The organism is Chelativorans sp. M5D2P16, from assembly GCF_034427935.1.
Lineage (GTDB): Bacteria > Pseudomonadota > Alphaproteobacteria > Rhizobiales > Rhizobiaceae > Chelativorans.
Genome location: NZ_JAXQNM010000029.1, coordinates 1 through 17,284, shown reverse-complemented (window position 1 = coordinate 17,284; position 17,284 = coordinate 1). Strand labels below are relative to the sequence as shown.

Here is a 17,284-nt window from a genome sequence, read left to right as displayed (position 1 = left end):
CTAGGCCGCGTGGACAAACCCGGTTCCCATTTTATCTGACGCGTGATTCAAAGCTGCTCTTTGAGGAGGGCAGCTTTGATTCGAGGACTGATGAGTGATGCGGAATGGGCGTTCTTCGCGCCGTTCCTGATCGAGAACCGCTCTCGCGGCGGCCGGCGGCCGCAGGGCCACCGCAAGGTGCTGGACGGCATCTTCTGGATCACGCGGACGGGCTCGCCCTGGCGTGACCTGCCGGCCGATTTCGGCAACTGGAACTCAGTCCATCGCCAGTATCGCCGCTGGACGGAAGCCGGCGTCTGGGACGTGATGCTGGCAGCCCTTGCCGAAAGCGACGCGGCCGACACGGCGATGCAGATGATCGACAGCACGATCGTGAGGGCGCACCAGCACGCAGCTGGCGGAAAAGGGGGATTCAGAGAAATGCTGTTGGCCGTTCGCGCGGTGGGCTCACGACCAAGCTTCATACCCGAACGGATGCGCAGGGCCTCGCCATCGGCTTCTGCCTAACGCCCGGTCAGGCCTCGGACATGGCCGCCTACGAGGATCTGATGCAGGAGGAGGCGCCCGATCCGGCCGCGATGCTGGCCGACAAGGGGTATGACAGCGACGCCATTCGCGACGACCTTGAGCGGCGCGGCGCAGACCCGGTGATCCCGACAAAGTCGAACCGCAAAGTTCAGCGCCCGGTCGACAAAACCAAATACGCACTGCGCAACCGCATCGAGCGCTTCTTCAATCGCCTCAAGCACTCACGCCGCATCGCCACACGATACGACAAGCTGGCCGCAAGCTTCCTTGGGTTCGTTCAGATTGCTACGATCAGACAGTGGATCAGGTTTGTCCACGCGAACTAGGTCGACAATCTTTGCGCAGGGCGCTTGCAGACGAGGAACGTGCAATCGGCTCTTCCACCCTCATCGCGCATGAACAATGGCGCGCGGCAGACGTGCCGGTCGCTGCCGAACGGCGAAGTCTTTGCAGGGGGATGCTATCATGTTGTCGATATCATCGTAGTCCTTCACAGGCATGCGAAGAGATCGTCGGCCGCCGAGACCCCGGATGTCGCCGAAGTTATCGCTTTCTGCGCCGCGGTGAAGCTTGGCCGACGAGCAGTTCTCCAGTGCTCGTTGCCCTGTGTGTGCGAAAGCCCATCGGCGCGGATACTTCAAATTCATTTATGGGCGACGTGAGAGGCAAGCAGATGCAATACGGCAAACTACAACTTCCGACAGGAACTGAGGTTCAGGCCAAAGGTGCCAAATAGGGCTTCTGCCTCAGGGGAACATATTCGTTCATATAGGCCAGGCGGTCCAAGGCACGCTCGATTGAAATGTCCATGTGTTCGGACATCTTTTGCCGCGCAGATTGCAGGTCGCCATCCAACAGGCGATCGATGATCTCAAGATGCTCTCCCGGAACACGACCGTGACCGAGCGTCGCGGCGTACCCGATATCCTGATCAACTGCCAGGGCACCACGGTCATTCGTCCCGCGGTCGAGATCGCGGAGGAGGACTACGACCGGGTGATGGACACCAATCTGCGCAGCGTCTTCTTCTGCTGCACGATCCTGGGGGCAGCGATGCTCGAACGCCGGAGCGGCGCAATCATCAACATCGCCTCCCTGGCGGCACATCGCGGATGGCCCAGTGCGTCGGTCTACTCGATGAGCAAACACGGAATCCTCGGTCTCACGCGCACGCTGGCCGCGGAGTGGGCGCAGCAGGGCGTTCGCGTGAACTCCATATCGCCGGGTTTTTTCCTCACGGAACTCAACCGCGACAAGATGTTGGAGGCGCGCAAACGTTCAGCTCTGATGCGCACGCCGAGCAACCGCTTCGGCGAAGTCGAGGAGTTGGTGGGGGCCGCGCGATATCTGGCTTCGGACACGGCCGGTTTCGTCACGGGGACCGATATCGCGGTGGATGGCGGATATCTGGCCGGCGGCATATGAGGCAATGCAGCCGGGGAGCTTTTCGATGTCGAACCCGTTCATCCTGTCCGAACGCGACAGCGTTGCGATACTGACCAGCCGCGCGGTGGCCGGAACCCGCCCCCTGGGCGAAAGGCGGCCGCTGGACAAGCCCTGGTCCCCCGGCCACAAGATCGCGCGTGCGGCGCTGAAGTCGGGCGCCCCGATCATCAAGTTCGGCCAGGTAATCGGCTATGCAACCGCGACATCGCCGTGGGCGAGCCGGTACACACCCATAAATGTACATTCGGCGCCCACGACCAGAACTATGTCTTCAGCGCGGAGCTGGCGGCGGCCACGACGGCAATCCCGAAGATAGCCCGGCGTACGTTCATGGGTTATGCACGGGAAGACGGCCAGGTCGGCACGCGCAATTTCATCGCTCTTTGCGCACGGTGAACTGCTCGGCCACGGTCGTCCGAAAGGCCGCGCTCCTGACGTCCTCAACCGCAAGTGGGCGAAGGCTTGTTGATCCGCCGCCCGCTTTCGGAATCGAAAAGGTGCATGCTCGCGAAATCGGGCATGAGGCCGACCCGTTCTCCCACCTTCAGGGGCAACCTGTTCCTATAAAGAACCGTCACCGTCTGATGGTCCGTATCGATGTTGGCGATGGTCTCGCCGCCCATGGGCTCGATGACCTCGACCGTCCCGCCGATCCCTTCCCCGTTCTCGATGATCGAAACGGCATCGGGCCGAAAACCGCAGATTACGTTTTCCGGAAGGGGTTCCCGGCGCAAGTGCGCGGGCCTCGCAAACCTGGTTTCCAGGATCGACAGGCTGTCCTGGTCAACGACGCCGGGCAGGAGGTTCATGGCGGGCGAACCGATGAAGCCGGCGACGAACAGGTTGGCCGGGGCGTCGTAGACGTCGATGGGGTTGCCGAACTGCTGGACGACGCCCTCGCGCATCACGACGATCCTGTCGCCCATCGTCATCGCCTCGACCTGGTCGTGAGTGACATAGATCGATGTCGCCTCGAGGCGCCGGTGCAGCGCCTTGATCTGCGCGCGCATTTCCACGCGCAGCTTGGCGTCGAGATTGGACAATGGCTCGTCGAACAGAAAGACCGCCGGATTGCGCACGATGGCGCGGCCCATGGCCACGCGCTGGCGCTGGCCGCCGGAAAGCTGGCGCGGATAGCGGTCGAGCAGCGGGGTCAGTTCCAAAAGCTCGGCCGCCTCGGCCACCCTGCGCGCGGTCTCGGCCTTCGGCGCCTTGCGCAGCTTGAGGGCGAACTCGATGTTCTGGCGCACCGTCTTGTGGGGATAGAGCGCGTAGTTCTGGAAGACCATAGCGATGTCGCGGTTCTTGGCGGCGACCGTGTTCACCACCCGTTCGCCGATCCTGAGCTCGCCCGCCGTGATCGGCTCCAGCCCGGCGATCATGCGCAACAGAGTCGATTTTCCGCAGCCGGACGGCCCGACCAGCACGACGAACTCGCCGTCCTCGATCGCCAGGTCCAGGCGCGGGATCACCTCGACCGCTCCGTAATGCTTGTTGACTCCGGTCAGGGTCACCGATGCCATATGCGAACTCCCCGAAAGCCGACTTCGATCATTTCACGGCGCCGCTGGTCAGGCCGTTCACGATCTGGCGCTCGAAGACGAGATAGAGCACCAGGATCGGAACGATCGTCGTGATGGTGAAGGCGTTGATGAGCGACCAGTCCTGGATGCCCATGCTGTCGCGCAACAGGAACAGCTGATAGGGCAGCGTGCGCATTTCCGAGGAGGTGGTGAAAGCCAGGACGAAGGGAAACTCGTTCCAGGCCTCGCGCAGCGAAAGAATGCCGGCGGTCACCATGCCCGGCAGCGAGATCGGCACCACCACCTTCCAGATCCGCTGCCATAGCGATGCGCCGTCGATGGCTGCTGCCTCCTCCAGCTCACGCGGCACCGCGCGGAAGAAGCCCATCAGGATCCACGTCGACATGGGCACGGCGGTTGCGCAATAGGTGACGATCAGGACGGTGTAGGTGTCGAGCAGATTGAGCCGCTCGACGAGATAGTAGAGCGGGATGATGAGGCTGGCGCGCGGCAGGATGCGTGGCACCAGGATGAACAGCAAGAGCACGTGCCGCCAGGCAAAGGCATAGCGCGCGAAACCATAGGCGGCCAGAACGGAGACGAAGAGCGCGACGGCGGTCGAGGTGATCGCCAGAAACAGGCTGTTCCACAGATAGGTGGGAAAGCCGTCGGAGGTGATCACGCGCGCATAGTTGTCGAGCGTCGGATCCTCGGGAATGAGACCGCTGGTGTAAAGGGTCAGCGGCGTCTTCAGCGAGGCCGAGAAGGACCAGACGATCGGCAGCACCGCCCACAGGGTGAGGAGAATGAGGGCGACCCAGACCACGATACGGGTCGTCAGGGTGCCCGTCCGTATGGTGCTACCGGTCATTGTCTGGACGTCCTGCTGCGCGGAGGAAGATGGCGCTCAAGGTGATGTTGATGGCAAGGATCACGATCATCACCGCCGCGCCGGTCGAGTAGTTCAGGTCGCGGAAGGCGAGTTGGTACATGTAGACCGCCAGCACCTCCGTCGAGCGTCCCGGGCCGCCGCCGGTCAGCGGCAGGATGATGTCGAACATGTTGAAGCTGGCGAAGCTGAGCCACATCAGGGAAAGCGACAGCATGGGCATGATCGACGGGATGGTGACATGCAGAAACTTTTGCCACGCATTGGCACCGTCGATCTCGGCGGCGTCGTAGAGCTCGGGATCGACCGTTTGCAGCCCCGCCAGGAGAATGAGGGTGGCGAACGGCGCTATGAACCAGATGTTCGCCATGATGACGACGATCAGCGCACGATCCGGGTCGGCCAGCCACGAGACGGTCGAAAGGCCGAACATATCCATCAGTTGCGTGGCCACGGCGTTGTCGCCGGTGAAGAGAAAGCGCCACATGACGGCGGCGGCGACGCCGGAGACGAGATAGGGGATCAGCGCGATCGCCCGGAAGATACTGCGGCCCACGCTGGTGTGATTGAGGACCAGCGCGTGCATCATCGACATCGTGATGCCGATGACGATCGTCGCGCCGACGAAGATGAGTGAGACGGTCAGCGAATTGCGGAAACCGGGGGAGCGGAAGAGCGCAATATAGTTGGCAAGGCCGACGAAGGGCTCGCCCGGCTCCCACACCTCGACGCGGTAGAACGACATGACGGTACCGCTCACCACGGCGTAGCCGAGCACCCCGGCGACCAGCGCGATCGCCGGCAGCAGGAGCATGTAAGGGGTCAAGGTCTCGAGCCAGCGCTCCCTGGCGGCGGCAAGCATGTTCGCCACGCACGTCCTCCCTTCGCTTCACCGGGACCGGCGGTGCGCCGGTCCCGGCAGACGGCTCGCCTCAGCCGTTGACGAGTTCGTCGATCCGCGCCTGTTGTTCGACGGCGAGTTCGGCGGCATCGCGGTCCGGATTCTGCAACGCCTCCTGCATGGCGTCGAGCAGGATCTGATAGATCTGGCTCTGGCGCGGATGCGTGGGCAGCGGCGCCAGTTCGGCAAAGGCCGGTGCGAACTGCGACGCCCATGGCTTGGCGGCGTTGTACTCCTCCGATTCGAAGACCGAGAGAACCGTGCCGGGCTGATAGCGCATGGACACCTCGGCAACGTTGTCGGCATCGGCGAGATATCGCAGCACCTTCAGCACCGCCTCGTCGTTCTCGCCGTTCTCGGTCACCAGGAAGGGCCAGCCGAGCGTCATGGTCCGCCCCTCGTCTTCGCCGCCCGGCCGCACCGGAGGCGCCGAACCGTTCCACTCCTCGCCCCAGGTGAGCGTCTCCTGGATGGTCGGATAAATGTTGTCGCCGATCATCGCCTGCGCGGCGTCACCATTGATGAAGGACGCACGCATGGCGCCCGAATCCCAGGCCAGGACATCCTGCGAGGTCAGTTCCTCGCGCACCAGCGTCTGGTAGAAGGAAAGCAAATAGTGTCCTGCCTCGGAATCGAGCTGCGGCACGCCGTTCTCGAACTGCCCGCCCATGGCCATGAAGATGGACAGGAACCAGACGGGATCGTGCGCGCGGCTTCCCACGACCGCAAAGCCGACACGTCCCTCGTCCTTCACGGCGCGCGCGAAATCGAGGACATCATCCCAGGTCTCCGGCACGTCGAGGCCGGCTTCCTCCAGCCAGTCGGCACGGTAGGTGTACCAGAACGGACCGGCGAACAGCGTCACGCCATAGGTGGTGCCGTCGAGGGACGCCATGTCCCAGGCCGTCTGGGAGAGATCGTTGTAGGAATCGGGATCCTCCTCCTGCCACTTTTCCAGCAGCGGGCCGATGTCGCGCACCGCGCCCTGGGCGACCAGCGGGGCCAGGCCGTCCGCCGGCGTCTGCACGATGTCGGGTGCGCGCCCCGCCCGGGCTGCGCGCAGCGTGTCGGCTACCGATTGCTCGAGCGGGATGACGTCTGTGGTCACCCGGATGTCGGGGTTCTCGGCATGGAAAGTCTCGAAGGCATCGGCGGGTATGAAGTTCTCCCGCCCGAACCAGACGGTGATCTCCGTCACGTCCTGAGCGAGCGCGGGTTGCAGTGCGCCGAATGCAACGCCGGCGGCGAGAACGGCCCCCGCCGCAGCGGCGCCGGAACGTCTTGAATACCGAAAGCCAGTCATGTCTTCTCCTCCTTTCGCGGTGTTCCGCGTTTGCGGTGGCTAGGCCACCGACCTCCTCCCTGCAGACGGTTTTCCTGCAGATGCCTCGACCTCGGCCAGGTCGTGCATGACGTCGCGCACGACGCGTGTCTCGGCGAGCGCGCGGTATCCGGAATAAAGCTTGGCATAGACCTCGGTGTTGCCGTCAACGGGGCTTACCCGCCGGAAGCTGCGCGCGCCAAAGCGCTCTGCCCCCTCGGCGAAGCCCGCAACGACCCCTCCCGCCACGGCACCGTGAATGGCGGCGCCGACGGCCGTGGCGTTGTCGATTTCCGGGACGCGGATTTCCTTGCCCAGGACATCGGCGAGAATCTGCACGAGCAGGGAATTGCTGGCCGCCAGCCCGCTCGTCACGATCATTTCCTCGACGGGCAATCCGCCCGCCTCGAACAATTCGACCACCGACCTTGCGCCGAAGCAGAGCGCTTCCATGAGCGCGCGATAGATCTGCGCCGCCGTCGTGTGTGTATCGAGCCCCACGAGCAGACCGCTCAGCTTTGTGTCGGCCAGGGGCACGCGATTGCCGCTCCACCAGTCGAGGGCGACAAGGCGTCCCGCACCGGGCGCCAGCTCCGCCGCCTCGGCATTGTAGGCCGCGAAGCTGTCGGACAGTTCCGCCCCGCGCGGGAAGGTGCGCGCAAACCAGGCAAGCGTGTCGCCGAAGCCGGCCTGGCCGGCCTCGTAGCACCAGAAGCCGGCGACGGAGGCGTCCTTCGCCACCCCTTCGATGCCGGGCGGCAGCGGTTTGAAGGCAGAAGAAAGATGCAGGTAAACCGCTGAGGTGCCGAGCGCGGCGACCAGGCAGCCGTCGCGCACGCCGCCCACGGCCGGCAGCACCGCATGGGAATCGATCACCGCCACGGCCACCGTGCACGGCCCCTCGATGCCGGTGTCCGCGCGCCAGGCGGCGTTCAGCCTGCCGGCCGACGTGCCTATGGGAAACGGCGCGCTCAGCCGCGCTTCCAGCCCGTCGACAGCATCGGCGGGATAGCCCTCGCGCGCATCGTACTGCGCCTTGTAGGCGGCGAAGGCCAGGCTGCGCCGCTCCTGGCCGGTCAATTGCCACACGACCCAGTCGCCGGCTTCGATGAAGCGGTCGGTCTGCGCCCAAAGGTCGGGCGCCTCCCGTGCCAGTTCGGCCGCCTTGGCCAGAAGCCACTCGCCGGAAACCTTGCCGCCGAAATTCGTCAGGAAATCACCGCCGCGCGCGTTGATCGCGTCGGCGAAGTGCTGTGCGGACGCATGCTTCCAGAGTTTCACATAGGCGTGGCCGCGGTCGGGATGCGTTTGCGAGAGCGCCCGCCCGTCGGCATGGGCCGGCATCGGCGAACTCGCCGTGAAGTCGATCCCGATCGACTCGATATGCTTGCCCGTGCCGAGCACCGTGAGGATCTCCCTCGCGGCTACGAGATAATCGCTCGCGTCCTGCAGCGCCCAGCCGCGCGGCAGTTCCGCCCCGTCGCGCATGCGCGCCATGACGCCGTTAGGATAGTCAACCGTATGACTCACCACCTGCACGCCGGTCTCGGCGTCGATCAGCACGCCGCGGGCCGATTCCGTGCCATAGTCGAGGCCGATGAGATATCGTCCGGCCATATCAGCGCCCCGCTCGCTCTGCGGAAACCAGCCGCCGCGCGGCATCCGCGACCGCTTCCTCGGTAATCCGGAAATGGGCGAACAGATCATCGGGCGGCGCGGAGTCGCCGAAGCGGTCGAGGCCGACCGCCGCGCCCTCCAGACCGATATATTTGCGCCAGTAGTCTGTCGCGGCAGCTTCCACGGAGACCCGCGGCAGGCCGGCGGGCAGCACCGCCGCCCTGTAGGCGGGGTCCTGCCGGTCGAATACGGCGGTCGAGGGGATGGAGACCACGCGCGCGCCGATATCCTCGCTTTCCAGCTGCTTGGCCGCCGCCACGGCAAGCGCCACCTCCGAGCCCGTGGCCAGAATGACGACGCGCAGCGGAGCCGTCTCCCGGCGCAGCACGTAGCCGCCGCGGCGCACCGATTCGCGCGTGTCCCGATCGCGCGGCTGACAGGGTAGAGCCTGACGGCTCAGGACGATGGCGGTGGGCATGGTCGTATTGCGCAGCGCCTGCTCCCACGCCGCCACGGTTTCCACGCCGTCGCAGGGACGCCAGACGTCGAGATTGGGCGTGAGCCGCAAGGAAGCAAGCTGCTCCACCGGCTGGTGCGTGGGACCGTCCTGCCCAAGAGCGATGGAATCGTGCGTGAGGATGTAGATAGCGCCCAGTTCCATCAAGGCGGCCATGCGGATGGCATTCTTGGCATAGTCGGAGAACACGAGATAGGTGCCGCCGAACGGGCGGAAGCCGCCATGGGCCAGAAGCCCGTTCATGATGGCCCCCATGGCGAACTCGCGCACGCCGTAATAGATGTAGTCGCCGCCCCGTCCGGCGGTCATCGGCACGTGGTCCCTCCACAGGGTCTGCGTCGATCCCGTCAGGTCGGCCGAGCCGCCGATCAGCTCCGGAACGGAGGGCGAGAGCGCGGCCATGACGCCGTGGCTGGCCTTGCGCGTTGCTACACTCTCTCCCGCTTCGGCAGCCTCCTCGAGCAAGCCGCGGCACAGGACCTCGAAGCCTTCGGGAAGCGCACCGCTCATGCGGCGTTCGAACTCCGCCGCAAGGTCCGGATAAGCGGCGCGGTAGGCGGCGAACCGTTCGTTCCACTCCGCTTCGAGTGCCGCACCCGACCCGCGCCTGTCCCATTGCGCCGCCGCTTCGGGAGGAACGGCGAACGCCTCGTGCGGCCAGCCCATCGCGGCCTTCGCGGCGGCGACCTCCTCCGCACCGAGCGGCGCGCCGTGGCTGTCGTGACTGCCGGCCTTGGTCGGGGCGCCCTTGCCGATGGTGGTCCGGCAGCAGATCAGGCTCGGGCGCGCGGTCTCGCGCTTGGCGTCCGCAATGGCGCGGGAGACGGCGGACATGTCATGCCCGTCGACCTCTTCGACCACATGCCAGTTATAGGCGGCGAAGCGCAGGCGCGTGTCGTCGGTGAACCAGCCGCCGACCGGACCGTCGATGGAAATTCCGTTGTCGTCGTAAAGGACGATCAGTTTGCCAAGGCCAAGCGTGCCGGCAAGCGAGCAGGCTTCGTGGGAGATCCCTTCCATCAGGCAGCCATCGCCGACAAAGGCATAGGTGAAGTGGTCGACGACGGTGTGTCCGGGCCGATTGAACCCGTGGGCGAGGTTGCGCTCCGCAACCGCCATGCCGACCGCGTTCGCCAGCCCCTGGCCGAGCGGGCCCGTCGTCGTCTCGACGCCAGGCGCGCACCGCCGTTCGGGATGACCGGGCGTGCGGCTTCCCAGAGAACGGAACGCCTTGAGGTCGTCCATGTCGACATCGTAGCCCGTCAGATGCAGCACACTGTAAAGAAGCATCGAGCCGTGCCCGTTGCTGAGCACAAAGCGGTCGCGGTCGGGCCAGTCCGGATTGGCGGGATTGAAGCGCAGGTGGTCCAGCCAAAGCGTGGCGGCGATTTCCGCCATGCCCATCGGCATGCCCGGGTGTCCCGATTTGGCGTTCTCCACCGCGTCCATCGCAAGGGCACGCACGACATCCCCCACACTCGACATCGACATGCTGGCTGAACTTTTCATCATACAGGAAAACCATCCCCTGCGTGCGCCTGCAGGGGCGCACATAAACAGTATATTTTCGTTTTCTGCTCAAAGATTCAAACTTTCTGAACGCATGTCAATCCAGTTAGGTATATTTTTTTACGTAATAGTCCGTCTTTATGGCTGGCTGGTTTGAGGGTACGAATGATCCGTCGTGGTGAAAGGGATAGAGCGTGCATGGAAAAGGCTGATCTTCAGAACCTGGGCGAAATCCTCAGTCCGATCGCACTCGGCCAAGCCTCCTCGCGTTCGGACCTGCAACTGGTTACCGGATTGTCTCGCGTGACGGTGACGCAACGTCTCAATTTGCTGCTTGATGCCGGCCTTGTCATCGAGACGACCGGAACCATACCAAGCGGAGGACGTCCGAGCCGGATGCTCGCCCTGAACCCGAAATCGGGCTTCATGCTGGTGGGCGACATCGGCGAAAGTTTCGTTCACCTGGCCGCCGTAGACCTCGACCGCACGGTCATCGATGAGTCGACGCTCACCTATTCGACCACGATGCCGCCGCAGCACGTTCTCGCCATGATCTGTGAGGAATTCAAGCGCCTGGCGTCGGCCGCGAGTGGCAACGGCGTTGCTCTCGGCGCTTGCCTGAGTCTTCCCACCCCGGTCGACTACGAGCGTGGTCGGGTCGTGGGTCCGTCCGTTCTGCCCGGTTGGGACGACCTGAACATCATCGAAGAGCTCCAGCACGAACTCGGCGTTCCGTCCCTCGTAGAAAACGACGTCAACCTCATGACCATCTATGAATACCGCCAGAACTACGGCGAGATCGACGACCTGTTCTTCATCAAGGCGGGCACAGGTATCGGCAGCGGCATCATCGCCGATGGACGCTTGTTCCGTGGCGCGCAGGGAGCGGCGGGTGATATCGGCCATATTCAGTTCATCGACGAAAAGGCTCCCTTGTGCAGGTGCGGCAAGCCGGGTTGCGTCGAGGCGCGGGCCGGCGGCTGGGCAATCGCCCGGGACCTTACCGCGGTGGGGCTGGAGGCGGAGAACGCAAGAGATGTCCTGAAGCATCTGCGTGCCGGCAAACCGGAGGCGATCATGCTGATCCGCAACGCCGGCCGCACCATTGGCGAGGTGATCTCCGACGTGGTCAGCATTCTCAACCCGCGGGTCATCGTCGTCGGCGGCACGCTGGCCCAGGCCGGAGAACTCCTCGTCTCCGGCATTCGCGAGTTGGTCTATCAGCGCTGTCTTCCGCTTGCCACGCGGGAACTGAAGATCGTGGTATCCGCGCAGTTTGCCGAGCGCGCGCTCTTCGGCGCGGCCTATCTTCTGTTCGAAAACATCTTCTCGGGACCGGGGCACCTGGACTTCATCGCGCGCACCTGCCGCCCTCGCGACGCGTGAGGAACGATGGTGTGCCGTATTGCAGGTCGGCACGGGCCGCCATCAAACCGAAACCTATCGGCTGCATCGGACCGCAGACGAGCAGTAGGCGGCAGCAAGGCACCACGCTTTCTGGTGCGGGTCTTATCACATGGTCGTCAGAACGGTTCACGAGGAAGTTTGCGCCTTCCAGGCGAGATAGACCGCTTGCCGGGCTTCACGGTCCTTGATCATCGGGAGCACCACGACCGAGATGGTGCGGCGCTGCAAAATTCCAGTCTTGATGTTTCGCTGATCCGTGATCAGCCATGAGCGATCCGGTGCAGGCGCGGCACGAATAGCCAGAGCCAGAGTGAGGAAACCAGGGCGTAGGCCGCCAGGGCGACGTACTGTGCCTCTATGTGTACTCCGAAGTCGAGCAGCAGGCCCATCAGTCCAGGCGCCAATGCCGACGCGAAGACCTGGCCGGCAAAGGCAACTGACCGGATGGCGCCGAGATGGCGTGTTCCGAACAACTCCGCCCAAAGGGCACCCAACAGGGTGGATGCGCTGCCGTTGGTCAGTGCGCCCAAGAGCATGAAGACTGGCACGGCATAGGGGGACGTCGAGAACGCCAGGACGAGGATGCCGCAGGTCATCGGCAGGAGGAACAGCGGCAGGAAGCTGCGCGCTGCAAACCGGTCGACCAGCCATCCCGTCAGAAGCGCCGTGCAGACGCTGGTGATTGCGTAGACAGGAAACCAGCCGGCGAACCAGGCGAGGCTCCAACCCTTCGCCTCGACCAGATAGGCCTGGTGAAAGAATATGCCCGTCATGACAAAAGACGGGACGACGATGCCGGAGACGACCACGAAGAACTCCGGCGTGCGCAACACCTCCGCCCTGGTCCATTCGCGCCGCACGCCCGATGTTTCGCCTGACGGAATCTCGACAGCGCCCAGCCGTGGCTCCGCGCGCAAGAAGAACAGGACGAGCGGAATGGAGACGAGCACGAGGGTTGCCGCGGCGATCGTCCAGACCTCGCGCCAGCCAAACGCCGCCATCAACGTCACCGCCGCAAACGGCATGACGGCCTCGCTGGCGGGAAAGCCGAGCACGGCAAGCGACATCATGCGCCCGCGCCTGCGGAGATACCACCGTCCGACCCCGGTCATCGCGAGATGACCCATCGATCCCTGGCCGAAAAGCCTCAATCCAAACAGGATCGGCAGCAGCATCCACGCGGCGGCAACGCTCGACATCGCCAGGCACATGGCCGCGAGCCCTAGAATCGCAATGATGGCCAGGAGGCGGATCGGGAAAACATCGGCGACTTTGCCGCCCCACATCATCACGGCGGCACTCGTGATGGTGGCGGCTGCATAGAGGCTGCCGAAGCCTCCATCGCTCAATCCTAACTCGCTCTTGATCTGCGGTGCGAAGATGGCAATGAAATAGGTCTGGCCGAAAGCCGACGACATGGTCATCAGCATGGCTCCAATCACCAAGCCTGTCGGCGCAGGCGGGGTCTTTTGCATCCAGTATTCGCTTTCGGGTTTTGACTAACGCTGATGGGCAGGCTGATCTTCTGACGCTTCAGGTGGAAATCGCGGCGCTGACCACTCACTCACCGTCGCTATCGACCGGCTTGACCAGATCCGAAAATTCGTTGCGGAGGATTTCCTCGTCACGCTTCTCAACCACATTGATGAACACGTCACCGCGATATTTTTCGACCCAATGATGGCCGGAACCGTATCTGCGCAGATAACTTCCGATCTGGCGAACGGCGGCCTGTCCAGCATCGCGGTCCAGAAGGAATTTCATAGCCTCGCCTCGTTCTTTGCTCGGAGCCTTGGCCGAGAAGGGCTGCACCTTGGAGTAATTGCCAGGAGGATCCGCTCCCGGCGATGGCCGTGCGTTCGGCATCGGTGAATGCCTTCAGATCGGCCTTGCCCTCGGCGGAGGTTCACCGGCATTTTCCGTAGTGAGATTTTTCAGCAGGATATCGACGCCATATTCCGCCCTCTCCCTGGCAATCAGGACATCGAACCGTGGGCCGACTTGCCGGCATCCGGGGGAATGATGGCCAAGGTCCGGCGGGACCGATAGCCTGCCGGAACAGGCTGCCGCAGTTCAGAGGCAGCATTCATCATATGCCTCCTCCGGTGCAACCAAAAGGTCATGAAACTGGCTGCGGATCATCACCGCATCTTCCGCAAATGCCAGATCGATCCACCAATCGCCGTCGACCAAATGGGCCGAGCCCGTGCCCTGGCCGAAGGCGCTGACATAGCGCAGAAGCGAATCGACGGTCTCCTTGCGCGTTTTCGGCAAAAAGCGGACCTTCGACACCTGCCGCACGGGAGCGCGAACTGGTTCACATTGCCTGTCCCGCTGACCGATTGGGACCGGCCCGGATCCGTAGACATTGACCGTCGAGCCGGAAATGGCCGAAGTGGGACGGGACTTGGTATTATGCTTCTTCAAATGGTTCTCTCCTGTTGATCGGGGAGAATCCGAACGCGTTCGCCGCCCGGCAAAGCCACGGCTTCGACCGCTCAGGCGGCTAGGACCACGAGCGCCGATCCGGCAAATCCGGACTGGCTCACCGGGGCCATGCCAGGCGCGAAACGCCCTGTGCCGACCTGTCCGGTGTCTCCGGTCCCTGCATGAATACAAGGGGGATGCGAGACAGATAAGCCATCCCTCGGTGCACTTCAACCGGCAGCGTGGCCGAGAGGGACTATTTGGCCCGCTACCGGCCACAGCAGGCGCCATCCGCCCCTTCGGAGCGCGCACGGCGAGGAGCGCGAACAGGATCAAGCAGGCAGCGACGGCGATGATAAGATAGCCCGTTGTGATGGCGGTGGCCGCCATCAGCGGCCCAACAACAAGCGGTGAGGCGAACTGGCCGATAAACATCAATGTACTTGAGGCGCCGGTCGCCCTGCCGAGCAGTGACTCGGGAACCAGATCGGCAATCACAATGGAAAGCGTGGAAAATGTGATGCCGTTGCCGATGCCGAGGAAGAAGGTTGCCGTAGCAAGAACCAGCGGGTTCTCGACCGTACCGAGAACAGCGAAAGCGGCCACCCAGCAAAGCGACGACATTCGGAGCAAGGCCACATAGGAGGCGCGCGCCCGCAGCCAGCCATAGAAGAGGCCGGTGAGACTCGCAGAACCGGCCATGGCAACCATGTAGTAGGAGACGGCGATCGGCGCTGTTATGCCGAGTTCCGCCAGCCGCTGCGGCAGGAAAACAGCCACGCTGTACATCATGACGGCCAGCGCGAACATGAAGGCGTAGACGCCAAGGAGGACTGGCCGCTTCACGAGCGCACCGACACCACTTTCGCTCGGCGCGCTGGAGGACCTGTGCGTCTCTGGCACGAGGATGATTGCGGCAACTCCGATCGGGATCGCGATCATGTAGATGCCGAAGGCAGCCTGCCACGAGATGAGCGTCGCCAGCACGCCGGCGACAAGAGGGAAGATCAATCCGCCAATGCTCGTTGCCGCCGTGCGCCAGCCCATCACCCGGTCGCGCACCGGACCTTGGAAGAGCGAGAGCATTGCCACCGATGTTGCGGCGAACAGGAGCGCAGCTCCAACCCCGAAGACGAAGCGGCTGCCGATCAGCACGGGATAGGAACTGATGAACATGCCGGCGCCGCCGGCAATCCCGTAGACGAGTAGCCCCGCCACCATCGGCCCGCGCACGCCCCAGCGGTCGACCATCCAGCCGGCAATGGGGCTTGTGACGGCGATCGCCAGGCCATGGGCGGTGATGATCAGCCCCGCAGCGGTTCCGCTGACCCCAAGGTCCGTGCGGATCGCCTCCAGCACGGGTACGATGGTTGCGCCCGCCATCACGCCGAGGGTAGAGGCGGTCAGCAAGACGATCAGGGCTGGGAAATGGGGCAACAAGCTTCTCCCGGTCACAGATCAGACTGGAGCAAGATATGCTTCTAAGAGGACTTTGGCAATGAGTGGCATATTGCAATTTGAGACGATTGCGACTGCGAGCCACCGTGCTAGTCTCCGTCCTATGAAACCTGAAGACAAATGTGCTCGACCGTTGCCGCTGCGCGAACGGAAGAAGCAGCGAACGCAGCGTGCGCTGGCCGATGCTGCGCTCGATCTCTTCTCCGAACGGGGCTTCGAGGCGACGACGCTCGACGACATCGTCGATGCCGTCGAAGTCTCCAAGCGAACCTTCTTCCGCTACTATGCGTCCAAAGAGGATGTAGCGCTTGCCGCCGAAACCGAACTGTGGAGTGCCTATATCGAGCGGCTGAAGGACCGGGCGTTCCGCGGATCTGTGCTGCGGACGCTGCGGGAGGCGCTTACTGAAACCCTACAAGCTATGGACGAGAACTGGGACATGCGCTTCATCCGCACGCGCGCGGTTGCGGCGCATGCCAGGAGTTCAGTACTTTATGATCACAGCGAGCTGACTTCGCTGCGCGCCCAAAGGCGGTTGGTCGAGGTTCTGGAATACAAGATCGGCATTGATGGCCGCGAGGACGTACGTCTCAGGATGCTCGGCGAGTTCGCGCTCGCCGCTTGGCGATGCGGAGCCAAGAACTGGGTGGCCGGTCGCGGCGAAGGCGGCCGAGGCGAGCGCGGACATGGCGGTCGCGAGACGCTCATCTGCAGGGTCGAGGAGGCGTTCGATGCAATCCCCGCAAGCCTTGAACTTTCGGCTTCCGGGTGATCAGAGATCCTGGGCTTGGTGGGTTTATGCGGTTCCCATACCGCCGCCGTCAGTCGGCCACATTTGATTATAGCTCAATCTCTTCGATCCCTACCCTCCGCGGTGCTGCTGCAGGACGCAATGCGAATTGAGGTGCACTAAAATTTGGGCAAGAGATCAGGTGCGCTCTTCGACAAGAGCGATGGCATCAAGGACTTCATCGCGGAGCTTGAAGGAAGGCTCCTCCGGCTCTCGTTCCGAATCAAGATGGGCCACCACCAGCATCGGAGACAGCTTGCCGAGCGCGTCTTCCTTCGGCGGTGCAAAGCCAAGCGACTTCGAAGGCTTCCACAAACCGCGACATAATCTGAGGCGGTCTTCTCGGTGTCCCCGCGGCGGCATGGGTCTGTAGTGTCGGTAATGAGAGCCCTTGCCGGAAGGACGCTGCCCTGGTTGGCATTCCTTATCGCGGTGCTGGTGATCGGATTCATGATCTTGGAGCCGGTCATCGGGCTACTCCCGGGAAACGGCTGACCTAAGCGTGCAAGTGCTGCCTTCGCAAGGCGCGGCACGCACAAGTTTCCATGGGACTGTTCCGGAGGCCAAAAGGCACTCGGAAAAATGTGGGCTGCTGACGTGTTGGAGGCGAAATCATGATCACTGTGAAGCAAACCGGCCATTCGGATCCGTTCACGTTCGATGTCGTGATCCGCGAATCCGGCAGTGAGACGCACCACCGGGTGACCATGTCGCGCGCGGATTACGACCGGCTCACGAATGGCGCCTGCCTGCCGGACCACTGCGTGGAAGCCGCCTTTCGCTTCCTGCTGGATCGCGAGCCGAAGGAAGCCATTCTCTCGAGCTTCGATATTACCGTGATCGCCCGCTATTTCCCCGAGTTCGAGGCAAAGCTTCCCCAGTACATCGTCGCCGTCCCGACGGGAGAGGGGTCGTGATCGGCGCCGTCGCCGGCGACATCATCGGATCGCG

General features: G+C 63.4%; 14 protein-coding genes. 5 read left to right on the top strand and 9 right to left on the bottom strand.

Annotation, left to right across the window (positions count from 1 at the left end; genetic code table 11):
* Positions 1-90: 90 nt before the first annotated feature.
* Both SIN08_RS14710 and SIN08_RS14705 read left to right on the top strand, forming a co-directional pair.
* Positions 91-854, top strand: a protein-coding gene (locus SIN08_RS14710) for an IS5 family transposase (protein ID WP_322449402.1) whose coding sequence is annotated in 2 segments (ribosomal slippage) — positions 91-400 and positions 400-854 — 765 coding nt in all. Because the reading frame shifts where the segments join, the coding sequence is not laid out codon by codon here.
* 511 nt (positions 855-1,365) lie between these two features.
* Positions 1,366-1,953 carry an SDR family NAD(P)-dependent oxidoreductase gene (locus tag SIN08_RS14705; protein WP_322452353.1) on the top strand — a complete coding sequence of 196 codons (588 nt, stop codon included), beginning with the start codon at positions 1,366-1,368 and terminating at the stop codon, positions 1,951-1,953.
* 461 nt (positions 1,954-2,414) lie between these two features.
* Here the strand turns inward: SIN08_RS14705 and SIN08_RS14700 are convergent, their stop codons facing one another.
* The 6 genes from SIN08_RS14700 to tkt form a co-directional block, all read right to left on the bottom strand.
* On the bottom strand, positions 2,415-3,497 hold the full coding sequence (locus SIN08_RS14700) for a sn-glycerol-3-phosphate ABC transporter ATP-binding protein UgpC (RefSeq protein ID WP_322452352.1): 1,083 nt from the start codon (positions 3,495-3,497) through the stop codon (positions 2,415-2,417).
* Between the two features lie 28 nt (positions 3,498-3,525).
* Positions 3,526-4,368: a carbohydrate ABC transporter permease gene (locus SIN08_RS14695; protein ID WP_322452351.1), complete on the bottom strand. Its 843-nt coding sequence runs from the start codon at positions 4,366-4,368 to the stop codon at positions 3,526-3,528.
* Positions 4,358-5,248, bottom strand: a complete 891-nt coding sequence (locus SIN08_RS14690) for a sugar ABC transporter permease (protein ID WP_322452355.1) — start codon at positions 5,246-5,248, stop codon at positions 4,358-4,360. Before SIN08_RS14690 ends, SIN08_RS14695 begins: the two co-directional genes overlap by 11 nt.
* Positions 5,249-5,318: 70 nt before the next feature.
* Complete coding sequence (locus tag SIN08_RS14685) at positions 5,319-6,590, bottom strand: ABC transporter substrate-binding protein (protein ID WP_322452350.1); 1,272 nt, start codon at positions 6,588-6,590, stop codon at positions 5,319-5,321.
* Between the two features lie 39 nt (positions 6,591-6,629).
* Positions 6,630-8,225, bottom strand: a complete 1,596-nt coding sequence (locus SIN08_RS14680; protein WP_322452349.1) for an FGGY-family carbohydrate kinase — start codon at positions 8,223-8,225, stop codon at positions 6,630-6,632.
* A gap of 1 nt (position 8,226) precedes the next feature.
* Positions 8,227-10,254: a transketolase gene (tkt, locus tag SIN08_RS14675; RefSeq protein ID WP_416208078.1), complete on the bottom strand. Its 2,028-nt coding sequence runs from the start codon at positions 10,252-10,254 to the stop codon at positions 8,227-8,229.
* A gap of 195 nt (positions 10,255-10,449) precedes the next feature.
* On the opposite strand from tkt, the gene SIN08_RS14670 reads away from it, so the two are divergent.
* Positions 10,450-11,637, top strand: a complete 1,188-nt coding sequence (locus SIN08_RS14670) for an ROK family protein (protein ID WP_322452348.1) — start codon at positions 10,450-10,452, stop codon at positions 11,635-11,637.
* A 281-nt stretch (positions 11,638-11,918) separates the two neighbouring features.
* Here SIN08_RS14670 and SIN08_RS14665 read toward each other — a convergent pair whose 3' ends face one another.
* From SIN08_RS14665 to SIN08_RS14655, 3 genes are all read right to left on the bottom strand, one after another.
* Positions 11,919-13,082: an MFS transporter gene (locus SIN08_RS14665; RefSeq protein ID WP_322452347.1), complete on the bottom strand. Its 1,164-nt coding sequence runs from the start codon at positions 13,080-13,082 to the stop codon at positions 11,919-11,921.
* A gap of 136 nt (positions 13,083-13,218) precedes the next feature.
* Entirely contained in the window at positions 13,219-13,422 is a 204-nt protein-coding gene (locus tag SIN08_RS14660; protein WP_322452346.1) for a hypothetical protein, read from the bottom strand.
* A 309-nt stretch (positions 13,423-13,731) separates the two neighbouring features.
* Positions 13,732-15,522 carry an MFS transporter gene (locus SIN08_RS14655; protein ID WP_322452345.1) on the bottom strand — a complete coding sequence of 597 codons (1,791 nt, stop codon included), beginning with the start codon at positions 15,520-15,522 and terminating at the stop codon, positions 13,732-13,734.
* 61 nt (positions 15,523-15,583) lie between these two features.
* Between SIN08_RS14655 and SIN08_RS14650 the strand changes: the two genes are divergently transcribed.
* Together SIN08_RS14650 and SIN08_RS14645 are read left to right on the top strand one after the other, a co-directional pair.
* A complete protein-coding gene (locus SIN08_RS14650; protein ID WP_322452344.1) occupies positions 15,584-16,315 on the top strand; it encodes a TetR/AcrR family transcriptional regulator in 732 nt (243 codons plus the stop codon).
* 632 nt (positions 16,316-16,947) lie between these two features.
* Positions 16,948-17,250 carry a hypothetical protein gene (locus tag SIN08_RS14645; protein WP_322452343.1) on the top strand — a complete coding sequence of 101 codons (303 nt, stop codon included), beginning with the start codon at positions 16,948-16,950 and terminating at the stop codon, positions 17,248-17,250.
* Positions 17,251-17,284: the final 34 nt, after the last annotated feature.